The 15,206-nt window shown below is 65.4% G+C and carries 23 protein-coding genes and 1 other RNA gene; 9 read left to right on the forward strand and 15 right to left on the reverse strand.

Features of this window, described 5'->3' with window-relative positions:
• The first annotated feature begins 143 nt into the window (after positions 1–143).
• The gene (gene tcmP / locus ABQF13_RS18810; RefSeq protein ID WP_448394288.1) at positions 144–1,295 is read left to right on the forward strand and encodes a three-Cys-motif partner protein TcmP; all 1,152 of its coding nucleotides are present in this window, start codon (positions 144–146) and stop codon (positions 1,293–1,295) included.
• Here tcmP and ABQF13_RS18815 read toward each other — a convergent pair.
• Both ABQF13_RS18815 and ABQF13_RS18820 read right to left on the reverse strand, forming a co-directional pair.
• Positions 1,292–2,032, reverse strand: coding sequence for a DUF5131 family protein (locus tag ABQF13_RS18815; protein WP_448394289.1), 741 nt, complete (start codon positions 2,030–2,032; stop codon positions 1,292–1,294). The two genes, tcmP and ABQF13_RS18815, sit on opposite strands and share 4 nt — an antisense overlap.
• 152 nt (positions 2,033–2,184) lie before the next feature.
• The gene (locus tag ABQF13_RS18820) at positions 2,185–2,400 is read right to left on the reverse strand and encodes a ribosome modulation factor (protein WP_448394290.1); all 216 of its coding nucleotides are present in this window, start codon (positions 2,398–2,400) and stop codon (positions 2,185–2,187) included.
• Between the two features lie 96 nt (positions 2,401–2,496).
• On the opposite strand from ABQF13_RS18820, the gene ABQF13_RS18825 reads away from it, so the two are divergent.
• Together ABQF13_RS18825 and ABQF13_RS18830 are read left to right on the forward strand one after the other, a co-directional pair.
• Entirely contained in the window at positions 2,497–3,195 is a 699-nt protein-coding gene (locus tag ABQF13_RS18825) for a hypothetical protein (protein WP_448394291.1), read from the forward strand.
• Between the two features lie 661 nt (positions 3,196–3,856).
• Positions 3,857–4,663, forward strand: coding sequence for an alpha/beta fold hydrolase (locus ABQF13_RS18830; RefSeq protein WP_448394321.1), 807 nt, complete (start codon positions 3,857–3,859; stop codon positions 4,661–4,663).
• A 153-nt stretch (positions 4,664–4,816) separates the two neighbouring features.
• On the opposite strand, the gene ABQF13_RS18835 is transcribed toward ABQF13_RS18830, so the two are convergent.
• From ABQF13_RS18835 to ABQF13_RS18875, 9 genes are read right to left on the reverse strand one after another with little or no spacing between them, the layout of a single operon-like run.
• A complete protein-coding gene (locus ABQF13_RS18835; protein ID WP_448394292.1) occupies positions 4,817–5,605 on the reverse strand; it encodes a hypothetical protein in 789 nt (262 codons plus the stop codon).
• 14 nt (positions 5,606–5,619) lie between these two features.
• Complete coding sequence (locus ABQF13_RS18840) at positions 5,620–5,925, reverse strand: hypothetical protein (RefSeq protein WP_448394293.1); 306 nt, start codon at positions 5,923–5,925, stop codon at positions 5,620–5,622.
• Entirely contained in the window at positions 5,925–6,356 is a 432-nt protein-coding gene (locus tag ABQF13_RS18845) for a hypothetical protein (protein ID WP_448394294.1), read from the reverse strand. The genes ABQF13_RS18840 and ABQF13_RS18845 overlap by 1 nt, the downstream gene beginning before the upstream one ends.
• Before the next feature lie 36 nt (positions 6,357–6,392).
• Positions 6,393–7,070: a hypothetical protein gene (locus tag ABQF13_RS18850; protein ID WP_448394295.1), complete on the reverse strand. Its 678-nt coding sequence runs from the start codon at positions 7,068–7,070 to the stop codon at positions 6,393–6,395.
• Positions 7,067–7,240, reverse strand: coding sequence for a hypothetical protein (locus ABQF13_RS18855; RefSeq protein ID WP_448394296.1), 174 nt, complete (start codon positions 7,238–7,240; stop codon positions 7,067–7,069). The genes ABQF13_RS18850 and ABQF13_RS18855 overlap by 4 nt, the downstream gene beginning before the upstream one ends.
• The gene (locus tag ABQF13_RS18860) at positions 7,237–8,172 is read right to left on the reverse strand and encodes a hypothetical protein (RefSeq protein WP_448394297.1); all 936 of its coding nucleotides are present in this window, start codon (positions 8,170–8,172) and stop codon (positions 7,237–7,239) included. Before ABQF13_RS18860 ends, ABQF13_RS18855 begins: the two co-directional genes overlap by 4 nt.
• Positions 8,169–8,618, reverse strand: a complete 450-nt coding sequence (locus ABQF13_RS18865; protein WP_448394298.1) for a hypothetical protein — start codon at positions 8,616–8,618, stop codon at positions 8,169–8,171. Before ABQF13_RS18865 ends, ABQF13_RS18860 begins: the two co-directional genes overlap by 4 nt.
• Positions 8,615–8,833, reverse strand: coding sequence for a hypothetical protein (locus ABQF13_RS18870; protein WP_448394299.1), 219 nt, complete (start codon positions 8,831–8,833; stop codon positions 8,615–8,617). The genes ABQF13_RS18865 and ABQF13_RS18870 overlap by 4 nt, the downstream gene beginning before the upstream one ends.
• On the reverse strand, positions 8,830–9,039 hold the full coding sequence (locus ABQF13_RS18875) for a helix-turn-helix transcriptional regulator (protein WP_268785757.1): 210 nt from the start codon (positions 9,037–9,039) through the stop codon (positions 8,830–8,832). Before ABQF13_RS18875 ends, ABQF13_RS18870 begins: the two co-directional genes overlap by 4 nt.
• 107 nt (positions 9,040–9,146) lie before the next feature.
• Here ABQF13_RS18875 and ABQF13_RS18880 point away from each other — a divergent pair, with 107 nt between their 5' ends.
• Together ABQF13_RS18880 and ABQF13_RS18885 are read left to right on the forward strand one after the other, a co-directional pair.
• Positions 9,147–9,638 carry a helix-turn-helix domain-containing protein gene (locus ABQF13_RS18880; RefSeq protein ID WP_448394300.1) on the forward strand — a complete coding sequence of 164 codons (492 nt, stop codon included), beginning with the start codon at positions 9,147–9,149 and terminating at the stop codon, positions 9,636–9,638.
• The gene (locus tag ABQF13_RS18885; protein WP_448394301.1) at positions 9,622–10,779 is read left to right on the forward strand and encodes a tyrosine-type recombinase/integrase; all 1,158 of its coding nucleotides are present in this window, start codon (positions 9,622–9,624) and stop codon (positions 10,777–10,779) included. Before ABQF13_RS18880 ends, ABQF13_RS18885 begins: the two co-directional genes overlap by 17 nt.
• A 23-nt stretch (positions 10,780–10,802) precedes the next feature.
• On the opposite strand, the gene rnpB is transcribed toward ABQF13_RS18885, so the two are convergent.
• Positions 10,803–11,208, reverse strand: an RNA gene (gene rnpB / locus ABQF13_RS18890) — RNase P RNA component class A.
• A 21-nt stretch (positions 11,209–11,229) separates the two neighbouring features.
• Here rnpB and ABQF13_RS18895 point away from each other — a divergent pair.
• From ABQF13_RS18895 to ABQF13_RS18905, 3 genes are read left to right on the forward strand one after another with little or no spacing between them, the layout of a single operon-like run.
• The gene (locus ABQF13_RS18895) at positions 11,230–11,676 is read left to right on the forward strand and encodes a helix-turn-helix domain-containing protein (protein WP_448394302.1); all 447 of its coding nucleotides are present in this window, start codon (positions 11,230–11,232) and stop codon (positions 11,674–11,676) included.
• A gap of 16 nt (positions 11,677–11,692) precedes the next feature.
• Positions 11,693–12,124 (forward strand): VOC family protein, encoded by a 432-nt coding sequence (locus ABQF13_RS18900; RefSeq protein ID WP_448394303.1) that lies wholly within the window; start codon positions 11,693–11,695, stop codon positions 12,122–12,124.
• Positions 12,125–12,622 carry a methyltransferase family protein gene (locus ABQF13_RS18905; RefSeq protein ID WP_448394304.1) on the forward strand — a complete coding sequence of 166 codons (498 nt, stop codon included), beginning with the start codon at positions 12,125–12,127 and terminating at the stop codon, positions 12,620–12,622.
• Here the strand turns inward: ABQF13_RS18905 and ABQF13_RS18910 are convergent.
• Positions 12,597–12,932: a TfoX/Sxy family protein gene (locus ABQF13_RS18910; protein WP_448394305.1), complete on the reverse strand. Its 336-nt coding sequence runs from the start codon at positions 12,930–12,932 to the stop codon at positions 12,597–12,599. The genes ABQF13_RS18905 and ABQF13_RS18910 overlap by 26 nt on opposite strands.
• Entirely contained in the window at positions 12,932–13,801 is an 870-nt protein-coding gene (locus tag ABQF13_RS18915; RefSeq protein WP_448394306.1) for an alpha/beta fold hydrolase, read from the reverse strand. The genes ABQF13_RS18910 and ABQF13_RS18915 overlap by 1 nt, the downstream gene beginning before the upstream one ends.
• Positions 13,802–13,864: 63 nt before the next feature.
• On the opposite strand from ABQF13_RS18915, the gene ABQF13_RS18920 reads away from it, so the two are divergent.
• Positions 13,865–14,512, forward strand: a complete 648-nt coding sequence (locus ABQF13_RS18920; RefSeq protein WP_448394307.1) for a winged helix-turn-helix transcriptional regulator — start codon at positions 13,865–13,867, stop codon at positions 14,510–14,512.
• Here ABQF13_RS18920 and ABQF13_RS18925 read toward each other — a convergent pair.
• Complete coding sequence (locus ABQF13_RS18925; protein WP_448394308.1) at positions 14,509–15,063, reverse strand: DUF4334 domain-containing protein; 555 nt, start codon at positions 15,061–15,063, stop codon at positions 14,509–14,511. The genes ABQF13_RS18920 and ABQF13_RS18925 overlap by 4 nt on opposite strands.
• Positions 15,064–15,206 lie beyond the last annotated feature (143 nt).

Below are 15,206 nucleotides of genomic sequence, written 5' to 3' on the forward strand. Positions count from 1 at the left end.
AGCACCGCTGCTGGCCAACTCTTCGACACGCGGAACGCAGTCTCGGCATCTACGCGCAGTCGTCGGCGGCGGCGGTAGGATTTCGGCGTCGAACTCGCGGCCGATGAGTGACCGCCGAGACGCGCGTAGGCCAAGGATCGCGATTGCCCACCGGAACGGATGCCGGGCTGCTTGAAAGCCCCCGGCCACAGTCGGTCTTCAAGCACGCGATCCTTGAGCAGTACGTCATCAGATTCGCGACGATGACGGCGAGCAAGCTCAACCCGAGGCGGGCGGTCTTGTTTGACGGATTTGCCGGCCGTGGCCGCTTCGACACTGGTGAAGCGGGATCTGCCGAGCACATGATGCTTGCCGCGCAGAAGGCTAAGGGCACCACACAGATTGACCTTCTGCTGGTCGAGAAGAACCCGACGGACTACACGTCACTCAACGCTGTGGCCGACGAGTACCGCGCCAGAGGAATCCACATTGACAGTCACAAGGGTGAGTGCGGAAACTACGTCGGAGAGGCGTTGCAGCTGGCCGCCGGTGCCAGCCTGTTCGTTTTCCTCGATCCGTGCGGGGCGGTGCTCCCGATGGACTCCATCAAGGGCATCCTCCGTGCGCGGGGACGTTGGCCGCGGACCGAGGTGTTGCTCAATTTCAGCGCAGACCTGATCAGGCGAGCGGGTGGCCAGTACAAGAAGGGCCTACTCAACCTGGGTGGAGTCGCCAAGGCAGACACCGTGTGCGGCGGTGATTGGTGGCGCGACGTGGCGTTGCGATCTCATCAGGCATCCGGCGGCCAGGACTGGGAATCGGCTGCCAGAGACGTGGCGATCGGATACGCCAGGCATCTCACCGACGGCACCGGGTACGGCTTCGTCGTCGCACCAGTACGGCGGCAGATCCACCATCAGCCGGTCTACTACCTGATATTCCTAACCATGGACACGCACGGCCACTGGATGTTCGGCGACGCTGGTGCCAGGGCTCGCGAGAAGTGGATCGACTTCCTCGGGCCAGACCCAGACGAGCGAGAAGGCATGCTGTTCGACACGGTGAGCGCCCAGTTCGATAGGGAGCACGCGAACGCGATCGCCCACATCACCGACAACCTGCGACGGCTAACTGAGGACGGATTGCAGAAGGAAGTCGTTCGTCATGTCAAAGAGGTATTCGGAGACGTGTACGGCGAAGCGAAGGAGACCGCGTACACGGCTGCGGTCCGGGCGCTGGTGAAGTCGGGCGAAATCGAACATGTAACCAAGACGGCCAAGCCGCACCAGCACGTCATCCGCAAGGTAGTGCGCTAGACCGCGGCCGGCATCTCGTCCCAGCGCCGGCCGTCAAGTTCCCGCCCTTCGGCCTTCGGCGTGCGGCCACCCCACTGCTTGAAGAAGAACGCGACGCCGGCGTCCTGGCACACGTCCCGGATGCCGCGCACCCACTCGCCGTCGACCGGACGATGATTCGCGCCGGACTCGCCGCCGGCGATCACCCAGTGGATGCCGTCGAGGTTGAGCCCTTCGAGCGGTCCTATCAGTGGCTCACACGACAGGAAGCGCACGGCTGCGGGCACGTCGCGCAGATGGTCGACCCGCGGCAGCGCGTCCGCGTTCTCGACAGACACACCCATCCACAGATTGCTTGGCCAGTCGAGACTTTCGCCGAGTCGGCGCAGCCGCAAGCTGCGCTTGGTGAGCACCTGGTACGTGTGCTGAGGCGTATCGCGGCAGACGTCGAACACGTCGCGGATGAAGCTGACCGGCACGCGGGCGTGGAACAGGTCGGACATTGAGTTCACGAAGACGACGCGCGGCTGGCGCCAGCGGCGCGGTTCGTCGAGTGCCTGCGGATGGACGGTCACGCCGAAACCCGGTCCTGATGTGCGCGGGTCACCGTCGTTCTGGTACTTCGCGGATCCCATGGCCTTCAACCGTTTTGCCAACGTCATAGCGTAGCAGTGGTCGCAGCCGGCGGAAACGCGATCGCAGCCGGTGACGGGGTTCCAGGTGGCCTCTGTCCATTCGATCGCCGATCGGTCAGCCATGCGCCCACCCTCACAAGTCCGTTGCGCTCACCCTAGGTCACTGCGATTGGTCGTCACGTCAGGACCGCCAACCGTGTTGTTGCAGATCGACGCAACGCACAAGGTATCGGCCGGGTCCGACACCCGGCCGCGGCGAGCACGGCGGCGCACCGTCATTCAGGCAGGTCTTCCGCTGCGGCACGCGCGGCGCGGTATCGCGCCATCGCCGGACCGGTCTGGACGCGGACGCGCAGCATCCGCATGTACCCGCGCATCCACAGTTTCGGCAACACCAACGACTCGCCGCCGGCGTACGGGTTGCGGTCGCCGGGTTCAGCGAGCGACCCGGAGTAGAGCGCGAACATGTACTCGGCGCGCTTCGACGTCACCCGACAAGCATGCAGCCCTTCGAGACCAGTCGGGTGGATGCCACGCCGACGACCAGGACGACCTACCGAGCCAGCGGGCTGCAACACTGAGCAGTTGTGTCGACCGATGACAACACCGACTGGCGCGATCGGATCGCTAGGTTCCTCAGCACTCGCAGCCACTGGTTTTGGGCAGTTACGATCACGGTCCTGTGCGTTGGCGCGCTGTTCGTAGCCAGCCAAATTGCGCGCAACCTTGGGCAGTCCGTCGACTGGTACACAGGCTTCGGGCAGTGGCTCGGGGCGCTCGGAAGCTTCGTTGCCGCCGGCGCCGCGCTCTGGATTTCCACGACCGATCGCCGCCGCGCCGATGCGGCGCGGCAGCGAATGGAGGACCAAGAAGAGGCTGACCTTGAACGGCAAGCCGGTCTTGTGCGAGTCACAGCCGAAATGCTGGGTCAAAGGCAGGCCGTCGGCCCTGCGCTGGCGATGGGATCAGTGGGCATCCGGAACCGCCGTGCAGATCGAATCTTCGACGTCGAGGTCGTGAAATTCGTTCACCACGGTCAAGAGATGGATCTCGACATCGACATGGTGAACGGGTTTGCCGTGTTTCCCCGAAGGCCCGAACACGAGGACCGCTTTCCTTTCAAGTCTGAACTGGATGGCATCACACTCGAACCTGACGAATGGCTTGTGCTCTACCAGCAAGACTCCTTGCCCGGCACGCCGGCTGACTACGCAGCGGTGAGATACACCGATACCGCGGGGAGGCGGTGGCAAGTGGACACCGAAGGAGCGGTCACCCGCATCTGAACGTTGGCGCGCCATGCTTGCGCGCATGCGGGCGCGCCGCTTGCGCAACGCCACCAGAGGCCGACACACACACTCAGCAGTCGCGCTTACGGGTCGCCGAACGCGTCTCCGGGAACGTCGGGGACTTGCCCCGCCCCTTGCGTCGGTATTTCGAGCGCAAGCCGGCGCCAGTGCGCTCGCGGTACTCAGCCCGATACTTCCGAGCCCTCTTCGCGGCCCACGCGCGGCACTCATCGCAGCGGCAGCCCTCCCGCCGGTATCCCGTCCGCGTGCCGTGCCGCCACGGCGCCGCGTCGGCCTTGACGCACCGCCCGCAGCGACGGCGATCGGCCGGCGCGCTGTCGGGATACGTCGGCACCAGCCGGCCGCACCGAGTGCACGCAACGTCAGCACGACGGGGCACTGGCCCACTCCGATCCAGGGGTTTGTTTTTTTGTGGGAAACCAGGGGGGGCAACGCCTAAGCCACGAGGGGCGCCGCCTTTCTTCTCGACGGGTCATCCCCCCTGGTCTGCTTGAGTGGGATCCGGTCGAGTTGCGCTTCCAAACAACGTCAGGTGGGAAGGCGCCGAAGTACCCCTCCCTCGCAATTTGCGGGATTCGTTTACGAATGGCGTGCCAGGCTTGATGATCTTGTGATGGAGCAGTTTGGTCGCGGCGACATGGCCTTTGACGTCTTGGACGCTGGGGCGGCAGACGCGCCCGTCGTCGTGTTGCTGCACGGCCATCCGCAGACGAATCTGGCGTGGGGCGAGATAATTCCACGCCTAACGAGTTCGGGTTACCGATGCTTGGCACCCAACCAGCGAGGTATCTCACCCGGTGCACGACCCACCCGGCGCCGCGATTATCGGATGTCTGAGTTAGTGGAAGACGTGGGCGCGCTGGTGGAGGCAAGCGGGGCGGACCGCGTGCACTTGGTCGGGCATGACTACGGCGGGTTGGTCGCCTGGAGTTTCGCGGCGAAGTATCCCGACCGGGTTTGGACGTTGTCGTCGCTTTCCAGCCCGCACCCGGCGGCGCTACAAGACGCGATGTTGACGAGCAGACAGGGCCTGGCTTCGTGGTACGCCTACTTCTATCAACTGCCATTGGTCCCGGAGTGGTACTACCTCGGCGCCGCCCGGAGCGGTAAGAGGTTGGCCAAGATGTTGAGGTCTGGGGGTCAACAGCCGGACCTCGCCGATCGCGACGCAGAGGATATGACGAAGCCGGGTGCCTACACTGCGGCACTCAATTGGTATCGCGCAGCACCATGGTCGGGCCGTGTCGGAAAGGTTGCCGTTCCGGCACTGGTGATCTGGAGTGATGGTGATAGCTACATCCTCGAAAGCGCCGCCCGTCGGTCCGAGCGTTACGTGACGCAAGATTTTCGATTCGAAGTAGTTCGCGGATCACACTGGATTCCAGACGAACAACCCGACGCAGTCGCGGAAAAGTTGATGGACTGGTTCGCGCAGTGGGCATAGCCGACGGTGTTGTGGTCGAGTAACACTCTGTCACGCCCTGGTCCTCGTCGTCGTGGTGGTTGGCCGTACGGCCGGCGCGTGCCCCGGCGTCGCACCGGGCGGCGCCATGGCGCTCCCGATGCGCCGGCCGCACGGCTGCTTGTGACCGGCTAACTAGGTCTGAGCGACCCGCTGCTTGCGTTGCTCGGCCTGCTCGGCTTGGACGGCCTCGCGTTGCCGCTCGTAGTTGGCGACACGTTCGGCGAACCCGGTAATCGTGGCCAACTCGACTGGGATGCCGTGCCGCGCAAGCAACCACGGCGTCACTTCGGTTCGCTCGCGGACGGCCTCGTCGCGGATCGACGCGAACTCAAGAAGCCCGATGTCGGGCGTGATGCTCAACGGCCGAGTGTGACCGTTGAACGACGGCCCCGCCGTCTTCACCAGAACGCCGAACCCTTGAATGGCGGCAGCCCACAGCTTCACGGCGATCTGGGCGTTGCTCAGGTGCTTCATGCCCTCGACGGTGAGCGTCGCGACCTGTTGGGTGTTGGCCAGGTCGTGGCTGGGCAAGGCTTCGGCGGCGTCGGCTAGGGCCTTGGCGTGCGGCCGCAGAAACTCTGCCCATGAGGCGAGTATGTCGTCGGCGTAGTCCAGGAGCGCGGCGTGGCTGATTTCTTTTCTGCGCTGGTCGGCGTCTATTTCGATGCCGCCGGCAACGAGGTTTCGGTCGAACATCATCCGCTGCACGATCGTGTCGGTGTGGACGTCGCGGCCGGCTTCGATCGCGTCGAGGACGGCGGAGTTGAGTTGGCTCGCGGAGGTTTCGCGGAATCGTTCGGCGCCGGCGACGATGGCGCGCGCTCGGTCGAGTTCGGCGATGTAGCCGGCGGGTAGTGAAACACCAAGTGTTTCAGCGGTTTTAGTGACGACGATCAGGGTCGAGCGGAGGGTGATGTCCATGTGGGCTGTGCCTTTCAGGTGGGTTGGTTGGTGCTCTGGGGTTCGGGTGGCCCGCCGTGGGCGTGGCTTAGCAGTTGACGGAGGAAGGCACGGTCGTCCTCGACGCCGCCGCTGGCTGGGCGGGCGGCGGAAAGCCGGTCGAGGGTTTCGGCGAGCCAGTTATTGGGTTTGGCCGAGAGGCGGCGGAGGAATTGCCGTTCCGCGTCGCCGGCGTAACCGTCGTCGTCGGGCGGTGCAGCATCGCTGGCGCGGGCGCGCAGGGCGCTCAGTTCGTCGTCGGTCAGACTCGCGATGAGTCGGGCTTGCTCTCTCTGGTCCATCAGGTCCTTTCCAGGTGCTCTCGTAGTGCCGTCTCGTCGACGAACCAACGTCCGGCCTTGCGGCCGGCCAGCTTCGGTGCGATCCGGCGCGCGTGCCTGGTCGAGATACCGAGACGTTCGGCAGCGGCTTCGAGCGGCACTGTCGGCGCGGTCGGGTGCATGTCCGCAGTGTCGCGGATCGCGGTTTCAGACCTGACCGTTTGGCCGCTGGCGGACATGGCTGTGGACATGGCGGCGTGTACCTCCGCAGCTAGACCCTCGAATTGGTCGGTTGGTAGCCCGGACATTCGGCGGTGCTTGACCGCGATCAGGGCCGCTTGAAGCGTGGTCCGCAGGGCTGGCCCGGTGAGCACAACGGCGCCGGCGCGGATCAATCCCTCGGGGGGGCGGACGGCGGTTCGCCACTCGTCGTCTTCACGCGCCGCGGTCATGTTGTCGCCTTCTGGGTGTCGCGCCGGCGCCGGCGGCTACGGCCGGCAGGGTGGCTGGCCGGCGTCCTGGTGCTCGACGACGGCCGGCCGCGGCTGGGCTTCGCCGTGCGGTCGACGGGCACGACGCTGTGAATGCCGATACACAGCGGGCCGCACGGCGTTAGGTGGGGCCTGGGCCTCGCGTGCTTCCTCGACGTCGGCCCACAACGTCCATTCCGCGGTGAAGTCGCCGCTGTCGGCGCGGTGGCAGATGAGCGCGGCGGCGTTCTGGGCGTCGACCCGTTCAGTGGCTCTGTGAGCGTTCGGGGACGCCTCTCGGGCATCCGAATGCCATCGGTGTGATTCGGTGCGTCCTGGGCGCGGCTGGGCGGCGCGCTGGGCGTCGTCCTGGTCCTCGACGACGGGGTGGGTTGGCGTCCTGGTCTTCGCGGGCAGCCCGGTCGACGTGATCACCAGGCCGGCGATGACCCCGCGGGGACGCTGCGACATCGGCAAGCCTTGCAAGTACGCGCGGCACTGGCGCAGCGCCGGACATTCGGAGCAGATCCGCAGGGCCGCGCATCGGGCGGACTCGAGTTCGGTCGTGGTGAGGCGGCCGGTCATGCGGTGCTCGCCGTTGGTCCGCTCGTACAACTCGGAGCGGTTTTTGCAACGGGCGCCGTCCAGGGCGGGGATGCCTTCGAGGAGTGCGCGCGCGCTGTCCCAGGTGCTCACAGGACTACGACCGTCGCCCGGAGTTCCTGCGTCGCCGGATCCGTGCTGATGTCGAACAGACCGGTGGAGCGGCCTTCGCTGTCGTCGGGAAGGGCGCCCCCGCACGACAACGGCTTCTCTGAGGCGGGATCCGGTAGCCACACATGGCTGGCGTCGCGACGGCGGATCATGCCGACTCCTGGTCGCCCGCGGCGGGCGAGAGGTTCGGGTGCCGGCAGTTGGCGACGCCGGCCGCGCCGTGGTCGATCTGGCCGTACTCGTCGCAGTCTGGGCAATCGGCGATTGCGTCGCGGCGCGCCTGGCGCTCGACGCGCGAGCGTTCGGCAGCAGCCGCCTGTTCGGCTTCGTCGGCTTCTCGCGCATCACGGCAGCCGGGACACTTCGGCGGGTCCGGGTTGTTGACGTGCTTGTGACACCGCGGCCCGTAGGGTCCGCGAACCCACGGCGCCATTTCGTCGCTCGCCGTTGCGCTGTTCCTGGATGACTCTTCGGGTGGGAGAGCGTTGGCCGGGTCGGGAACGGCCTCCGCGTCGAGGGGTTCGGGCTCGGCCGGCGCCGCGCCTCCCTCTAGACCTTCATATAGAACTTCATTAAGAACTACGTGGCGCCATTCTCGCTGCTCAGAAGGCAAATCCGCGGCCTGAGTCGTCACCACTTCTTGACCACCGGCGTCACCACTTATGGCCACCGGCGTCACCACTTCTTGACCACCGGCGTCACCACTTCCGTAAGTGGTGACGCAATCGTCACCACTTCCGACCTTCGGAAAGTCGTCACCACTTCCGTAAGTGGTGCCACCGGAGTCACCACTTCTGACGTGGGGAAACCGCAACCGCCATGTGTCGCCGCTGAGATAGCCACGACCTCGTTTCCCGGCCGCGACCCATTCGATGTAGCCCGCGAGTTTCAGTGCGGCGTATGCCCGCTTGACGGATCGCACGTCGCGACCCAGGCGCTCGGCGACCGTCTTCTGACGCACACAGAACGTGCCGTCGTCGATCGACGTCGAAGTGCTCAGGTCCATCGCCACGCGGGCGTAGGAGTCGTCCAGGCACTTGTCCCGAGCGACCGCCCGTAGCCATTCGTGCTTGGGAAAACTCATGGGACACCACGGTTCTGCTGCTGCTGCTGTTGTGGTGTCCAATGCCGGTCGGGGTGGCATCCAAAGCAGCCCCAACCGCCGGACTGGTGGTACATGATCTGCCCGCAGCCGTCACACCGAGGCTTGCGGTGAACGTCGCAGGCTTCGCCGTGGTTGGCGACCTTCATTCGGCACGGCCGTCCCGCTGCCGTCGGCCGGCCGCAGCGGGGCGCCGGCGAGACGCGCTCACGTATGCCGGCCGGTAGCCGGCCGAGTTTCTCGTGCGGCTGGTTGGCGTCACCGTGCGCCGGGTGCCCGCTGTCGAGTTCGGACCTGCTGACCAACCACAGCACTTCCTCGCCGGTGGCCGTAACGCACACTGCGGCGAAGTAGTTGGGGGCGCCAACATCACACAGGCAGGCCAGCCGCCGTGCGTCGATGATGACGGCCGGGTGGTCGTCGGTCACGGCGCGCCCGGAGTGCGTGCGTCCTCGGCGACGCACTGGATGACGGCCCGGTATCCGCGCTTGGCGCGGCCGAGTTGATCTGTGACGACAACCGTGATGACGTCGCCTTCCGCGCTGACGCGCGCGGTCGAATCCCAGTCGTCGGTCTTCTTGATCGGGAACACTTCGCTTGCCGACGCCAGGCGGGCAGCGATCTGGTGCGCTTCGGTGGTCACGAAGCTGCACCGGACGCCGTGCTGGCCTCCTGCTCGGCGAGCCAGCGGTCGACTTCGGACGTGCGCCACGCTCGGCGCTTGCCGATTTTGAACGAGCGTGGCCCGTAACCGGTGGAGTCCCAATACCGAATGGTCCCGAGGGGGATGCCGCCGAGTTTGGTCGACAGTTCTGGCGCGAACATGATCGGATCTGGCAGTTCTGCCATGACCGGTTCCCTTCTGCTGGTGAAGTTACATCGGTGTGCTTCTGGTGAAGCTGCCGCCAACGTAACTACCGCTTGTCTTCACGTCAAGCACCGTGCAACATGTTCGTGTGGAGAACATCACCAACCAGCAGGTCGGCGCGCGAATCGCCGCCGTGCGCGGCGAGATGAAGATGACGCAGGCCGAACTTGCGTCAGAGATGACTGCTCGCTTGGGGCGCGAAATTCGCCCCCTCACCGTCACCCGACTTGAGGGCGGCAAGCGGCCGATCAACGTCGATGAGTTGGCCGCGGCTGCCGCGGCGCTCCGCATCAATCCCGCCGACTTCTTCGCCGACGACCTACCGATGGGCAGTGTGCAGATCGTCAGCGCGTTTCAGGCCGTGACGCGAGCTAGCAATCAGTTGAAAGTTGCTGTGCGGCAATACGATTCTGCGCACCGAGAATTTCTCGACGTGCTCGACCGCGCGGACGGGAAGTTCTTCGATCGGCTTCCGTTCGGGACGCGAGTGTTCATTGAGGCGGCGCGCGACTGGACCATCGAGGGCGTTATCGACGAGGCACGGAGCGAAGGAGGCGCACCGGATGGCGCAGAAGCGTAACCGGCGGTCCGGCGTGGAAGATCGCTGGCGCAAAGCCGACGGCACACCGTCAGCCAACGATGGTAAGGGAAACCGTTGGCGTGCAAGGTATGTCGATGAGAACAGTCGCGAATACGCGAAAGGCTTCGCTCGGAAGGTCGACGCTCAGCGGTGGCTCGACGAGGTTACGGCGGCGGTCGTCACCGGGCAGTACGTCGATCCGAAGGCCGGCCAGGTCACGTTCCGCGACTACGCAGAGAGATGGCGGCAGATGCAGGTTCAGCGTCCTAGCTCCCGCGCGCACATCGAGACCGTGTTGCGTCGGCACGCCTACCCGACACTCGGTGATCGTGAACTCTCGTCGATCTTGCCCAGCGACATACAGGCATGGGTGAAGGGTCTCGACCTGGCGCCGGCCACCATCGGCGTCGTGCACGGCGTCGTATCCACGATCATGAAGGCGGCGATCCGAGACCGGCGCATCGTCGCGAATCCATGCGACGGGTCGAAACTGCCGAAGGTGCAGCGTCCACAGATCGTGCCGCTGACCACTGATCAGGTGAACGCGGTCCGCGGCGCGCTACCCGCGGAACTACAGGCACTCGTCACTCTCGCGGCCGGGACGGGTATGCGCCAGGGCAAGTGCTTCGGATTGACCGTCGACCGGGTGCGGTTCTTGGAGCGAACGCTGACCGTCGATCGGCAACTGGTCACGATGGCAGGGAAGCCACCCGAAATCGGGCCACCGAAGACGAACGCGAGCCATCGAACGATCCCCTTGCCTCAGGTCGTGGTGGACGCGCTGGCGGCGCATCTCGCGGCGTTTCCCGCCGAGCCCGACGGGCTGGTGTTCAGCCTCGCGGGTAAGCCGATCACCCGGCAGACGTTCGGCCACAAATGGCGTCCAGCAGTCGCGGAGGCGAAGCTCCCGACCGGGACCGGGTTCCACGCGCTGCGGCACTACTACGCGAGTCTGCTGATACGGCACGGCGAGAGCGTGAAGACGGTTCAAGCACGTCTCGGACACGCCAGCGCGGTCGAGACGCTGGACACCTACAGCCACCTATGGCCCGATTCCGACGACCGCACGCGAGACGCGATCGACTCGGTGCTCGGTGCCACTGCGGACGCACTGCGGACGGAGACAGCGCCCACCCGCTGAACATGCAGTTCAGGGGGTTAGGGCGGACGAGCCAGCCTGTAAGCCGGATTCTGTCCCTCACCGCCGCGTGTGACCACGGCGGCAAGGCGGCGACCATCCATCTGGACACACCGTTGCCGGGTGCCTCGAGCGGCCTACCCGCAGGCTCGGGCGAGCAGCCCTCGGGCGCCTGCGCGGCCGCAACCAGGTTGCGACCTTCTTGGCCTTGCTTCGGGTGGGGTTTGCCTAGCCACTCCGGTCACCCGGAGTGCTGGTGCGCTCTTACCGCACCGTTTCACCCTTACCACCGCAATGGTGGCGGTCTGTTTTCTGTGGCACTTTCCCGCGAGTCACCTCGGATTGCCGTTAGCAATCACCCTGCTCTGTGAAGTCCGGACTTTCCTCGAAACCCAGGTTCTCCCTGAATCCCGCGGCCGCCCAGCCAACTCATCCGCCCACTAAACTTAACGCATGGCGCAGCCGCCTCCGTCCCGGTATTTGATGCGGGCCAAGGATATGGTCGACGCGCGCTACGCCGAGCCGATCACGGTGGCTGATCTGGCCGCCGCCGCGGGATTGTCGCGGGCACACTTCACGCGGATGTTCACCCGCACGTTCGGTGAATCCCCGAGGTCCTATCTGCAGACCCGGCGACTGGAGCGCGCGGCCGCGCTGCTGCGCTACACCGACCGCTCCGTCGCCGACATCTGCGCCTTGGTGGGCCTGGGCAGCGTCGGATCGTTCACGACGAGTTTCGCGCGCGTGTACGGCCTGCCGCCCGCCGCGTACCGGGCCAGCCTGCCGCCGGCGTCGGTGCATGCCCGGGTGCCCAGTTGCATCCTGGCGCGCGACACCCGCCCGCCCGCCGACAGCCGCGTCAAGACAGCACACGGGGAGAAGACGATCGGCGGCCGCTGACCGTAGCGTCGTCCCCATGATGAAGATTTCATGTGCCCACCTGTGGGTGCACGACCAGGAAGTCGCGCTGAAGTACTGGACCGAAAAGGTCGGAATGGAAGTGCGCGAGGATGTTTCGCTACCCGAGGCCAACTTCCGGTGGCTGACTGTCGGCCCGCCCGGGCAGGACGATGTGTCGATCGTGCTGATGGCAGTGCCTGGTGAGCCACTGATGGACGACGCCACCCATGCACAGGTTTTGGACTTGACCGCCAAAGGCTTTGCCGGAACGGTGTTTCTGACCACCGCGGACTGCCAGGCCAGCTATGAGCAGATGAAGGCCCGCGGTGTGGAGTTCACCGAGGAGCCGCACCAGATGCCGTACGGAATCGACTGCGGCTTTCGCGATCCGTCGGGCAACAGTGTGCGTTTGACCCAACGGACCGAGGTTCCGGCCAATACTGGCTAGATGCGCATCAGCACCGCTGCGCTGGGTTCGGCGGCGTTCTTCGTCGTCGCCCCCGGCACGGTCGTCGGGTTGGGTCCGTGGTTGATCACCCGCTGGGAGATCACCGGATCCAGCGCGACACTGCGGGTGGCCATCGGTGCGACGATGGTCGTGCTCGGGTTGATCCCGCCGATCCACGCCTTCGTCGAGTTCGTGAAAGCCGGTGGCACGCCGATGCCTGCCGCGCCGACCGAACGGCTCGTAGTGACCGGTTTCAACCGATTCGTGCGCAACCCGATGTACGTCGGGTTACTCGTCGCGATTCTGGGCCAGGCGGTGATGTTCGACAACCTGTGGTTGGTGTTGTACGCCGCGCTTGGATGGATCGCGACGGCGTCGTTCGTGCGCTGGTACGAAGAACCGACGTTGGTGCGCACCTATGGCGAACAGTACGAGGAGTATCGCCGCAACGTGCCTGCGTGGACACCGCGGCTCACCCCGTGGACTCCGTCAAGCTAGCCGCGGCCGTTCCGATCGCAATCCATTCTGCGAGTTGACTTTGCGATTGCAGATGTTGCGGCTCGACGTGCAGCCAGCCGCGCATCCTGCGGCCCTTCATCTCCATGGGTATCGCGGCGGTGGTCGCCAGTAGCCGTTCGGCGTTCTCGGCGCCGACGCGAACCAGGAGCCCACCCTGGCCGCTGGCCGCGACTACCATCCGCCCGGCGAACAGGAAGGCCAGCCCGCCGAACATCGGTTGTTCGCGCACGCTGGGATTGCCGGCGAGCGTCGCCCGCACTCGGGCAGCCAGCGCGATGTCGTAGGCCATTACGTCCCGTACCAATCGCGGATCGCGGCCGCGAACTGCTCGGGCGCGTCGGACGGGACGAAGTGGCCCGCTCCTTCAACGATGACGGTGTGGTGATCGGTGAACGTCGACTCCCAGCGTCGCAGTTCGTTGTCGCCGAACGCGATGTCGGCGTCGGCCCAGATGATCAGGGTCGGCAGGGCCGCGAGATCGGCCAGTCCGGCTTCGACGTCGGCGAGAAATGCACGGCTGCCGGTGATCTCGCGGGGAAATACCGCTGAAGCTTGTCGGCGCGCCGGGCTATCGAGGGCCTTCTGATAGTGCGCCATTTCCGCGCTGGTGGGCTTGGTCAGACGGTGGCCGACGGGGATCATCATTTTGACGAACAGGTTGAACCGGCGGATCAGCAGGCGTCCTACCGGGCCACCCACGAGGTGGGACATGACCTGTACGCGCAGCGCGTCGACCGGCCACCCGGCGGTGTTGGCCAGCACCAGTCGGTGGAATCTGCGCCGAAGTCGGTGCACCGTGGCCAGCCCGATGGGACCGCCCCAGTCATGGGCAACCAGCGTGACGTCGGTGAGCCCGAGGGTTTCGACGAATTCGGCGGTCGCTTGCGCATGTTCGGCGGGCAGGAACCGATATCCGGGCGCCGCTGTCGACAGCCCGAATCCTGGGTAGTCCATTGCGATACAACGGAATTCATCGCGCAGGGATGCGATCACGTCGCGATACAGGAACGACCAGGTCGGGTTGCCGTGCAGGAACAGCAACGTCGGACCGGATCCTTCATCGACGTAGTGGACGCGGTGTCCGGCGATGTCGAGGTATCGGCTGTCGAACGGGAACAGTGTGTCGTCGACCCAGGCGGGTCGGTGCGTGACCGTCATTCCGCACCCCTTCTCGGTTGCTTGATATACTCAAGTGCACTTTAGATTAACAAGTGAGAGGTTATGAGTCGAGACTACGGTCAGTACTGCGGGCTTGCCCGGGCGCTTGATGTGGTGGGCGACCGGTGGAATCTGCTGATCGTGCGCCAACTCTTGGTCGGGCCGGCCCGCTACCGTGAGTTGCGCGCTGGCGTCGCCGGTATAGCTACCAACCTGTTGGCAGATCGACTCCGTGATCTCGAGTCGGCGGGGGTGGTCGAACGGAGGCTGGCCGACGATGGTGGCGCCATCACCTACGCGCTCACTCCGTGGGGCGCCGAACTCCGCGAACCAATCGAAGGGCTCATCCGCTGGTCGACTCCGCTGATGATCCGCGGGCCTGAAGGCGACGAGTTTCGCGCCGAGTGGCTCCTGTTGGCCCTGCCTGCGCTGTTCGCCGACCGCGCACCCACTGCCGAATCGGTGAAAGTCGGGATCGCCGTTGACGGTGACGAGGGCGCGGCGGTGCAGGTACGAGCCACCCCTGCCGGTATCGACGTAGGTGTCCCCGACGGCCGCGGCTTCGACGCGGTCCTGCGCGCGGAAGCATCGATAGTTCTCGGGTTGGCGGCCGGCCTTCTTGGGCTCGACGATGTCGCCGAAGTCGTTTCCTGTGAGGGCAACGAGGAGGCGCTGCGGACCGTCTTCGAAGCGCCGACGGCGCTTGCCTAACGATGCCGCTGCAGCACAAAGAAATACGGCTCTGCCGAGCCCCGCAGATCCATTACCCCAAGGACTACGTCTTCGGCGACCCTTCGGAACACATCGACGACGGGTTGTTGGTCGTAAACCATCGCGGCAGTCGACTGGCCGCGATACGTCATTGAACGCAACCGGGCCCTGGGCCGGCGGGTCTGCAGAACCGGCCGCAACGCGGAGATCGTGGGCCCCAGAAGTGGATACGCAAATGAAGGCACGCGAAGCTTCAACGCCAACTGAACTGGTACGAGGATGGGGTTCATCGCCCAGGCATGCATGCCATCACGACTCCGAAACAGCAACGGATGCACCGTCTCCGAGTCGATAAACTCCTTGCCCCACCAGCCGCTGGCTGCGAGGATGCCATCGAGCGGATGCCCCGTCGGCACCTCGGCGCCTCGCCACATGCCGATCAAGTAGTCGGGTTCGACGGGCTCTCCGCTGTCAAACATCGAAAGTGCCTCACCGGTATTGATGGGGACGTTGACGAGCACCTCGCCGGGAGAACCGATCGCGTCGAGCATGACGTACTCCCTCCACGCGAGGCCCTCGCATTCTCGATCGGCCGGGCCGCAACGATTTTACGCGGCGCCCTTGTTGCCAATACCGTGATTGGTGTTGCTCCACTGCTACAGCTCGCACCAAGGCTCGCGTGTACGACTACCAC

Source organism: Mycolicibacterium sp. XJ879, assembly GCF_053483935.1.

Coding starts and splice junctions, on each gene's coding strand:
- ABQF13_RS18815 (WP_448394289.1), bottom strand. CDS start 2,032: ATGGCTGACCGATCGGCGATCGAATGGACAGAGGCCACCTGGAACCCC.
- ABQF13_RS18830 (WP_448394321.1), top strand. CDS start 3,857: ATGGCCTTTGACGTCTTGGACGCTGGGGCGGCAGACGCGCCCGTCGTC.
- ABQF13_RS18835 (WP_448394292.1), bottom strand. CDS start 5,605: ATGGACATCACCCTCCGCTCGACCCTGATCGTCGTCACTAAAACCGCT.
- ABQF13_RS18840 (WP_448394293.1), bottom strand. CDS start 5,925: ATGGACCAGAGAGAGCAAGCCCGACTCATCGCGAGTCTGACCGACGAC.
- ABQF13_RS18845 (WP_448394294.1), bottom strand. CDS start 6,356: ATGACCGCGGCGCGTGAAGACGACGAGTGGCGAACCGCCGTCCGCCCC.
- ABQF13_RS18855 (WP_448394296.1), bottom strand. CDS start 7,240: ATGATCCGCCGTCGCGACGCCAGCCATGTGTGGCTACCGGATCCCGCC.
- ABQF13_RS18860 (WP_448394297.1), bottom strand. CDS start 8,172: ATGAGTTTTCCCAAGCACGAATGGCTACGGGCGGTCGCTCGGGACAAG.
- ABQF13_RS18875 (WP_268785757.1), bottom strand. CDS start 9,039: ATGGCAGAACTGCCAGATCCGATCATGTTCGCGCCAGAACTGTCGACC.
- ABQF13_RS18885 (WP_448394301.1), top strand. CDS start 9,622: ATGGCGCAGAAGCGTAACCGGCGGTCCGGCGTGGAAGATCGCTGGCGC.
- ABQF13_RS18895 (WP_448394302.1), top strand. CDS start 11,230: ATGGCGCAGCCGCCTCCGTCCCGGTATTTGATGCGGGCCAAGGATATG.
- ABQF13_RS18900 (WP_448394303.1), top strand. CDS start 11,693: ATGATGAAGATTTCATGTGCCCACCTGTGGGTGCACGACCAGGAAGTC.
- ABQF13_RS18905 (WP_448394304.1), top strand. CDS start 12,125: ATGCGCATCAGCACCGCTGCGCTGGGTTCGGCGGCGTTCTTCGTCGTC.
- ABQF13_RS18910 (WP_448394305.1), bottom strand. CDS start 12,932: ATGGCCTACGACATCGCGCTGGCTGCCCGAGTGCGGGCGACGCTCGCC.
- ABQF13_RS18915 (WP_448394306.1), bottom strand. CDS start 13,801: ATGACGGTCACGCACCGACCCGCCTGGGTCGACGACACACTGTTCCCG.
- ABQF13_RS18920 (WP_448394307.1), top strand. CDS start 13,865: ATGAGTCGAGACTACGGTCAGTACTGCGGGCTTGCCCGGGCGCTTGAT.
- ABQF13_RS18925 (WP_448394308.1), bottom strand. CDS start 15,063: ATGCTCGACGCGATCGGTTCTCCCGGCGAGGTGCTCGTCAACGTCCCC.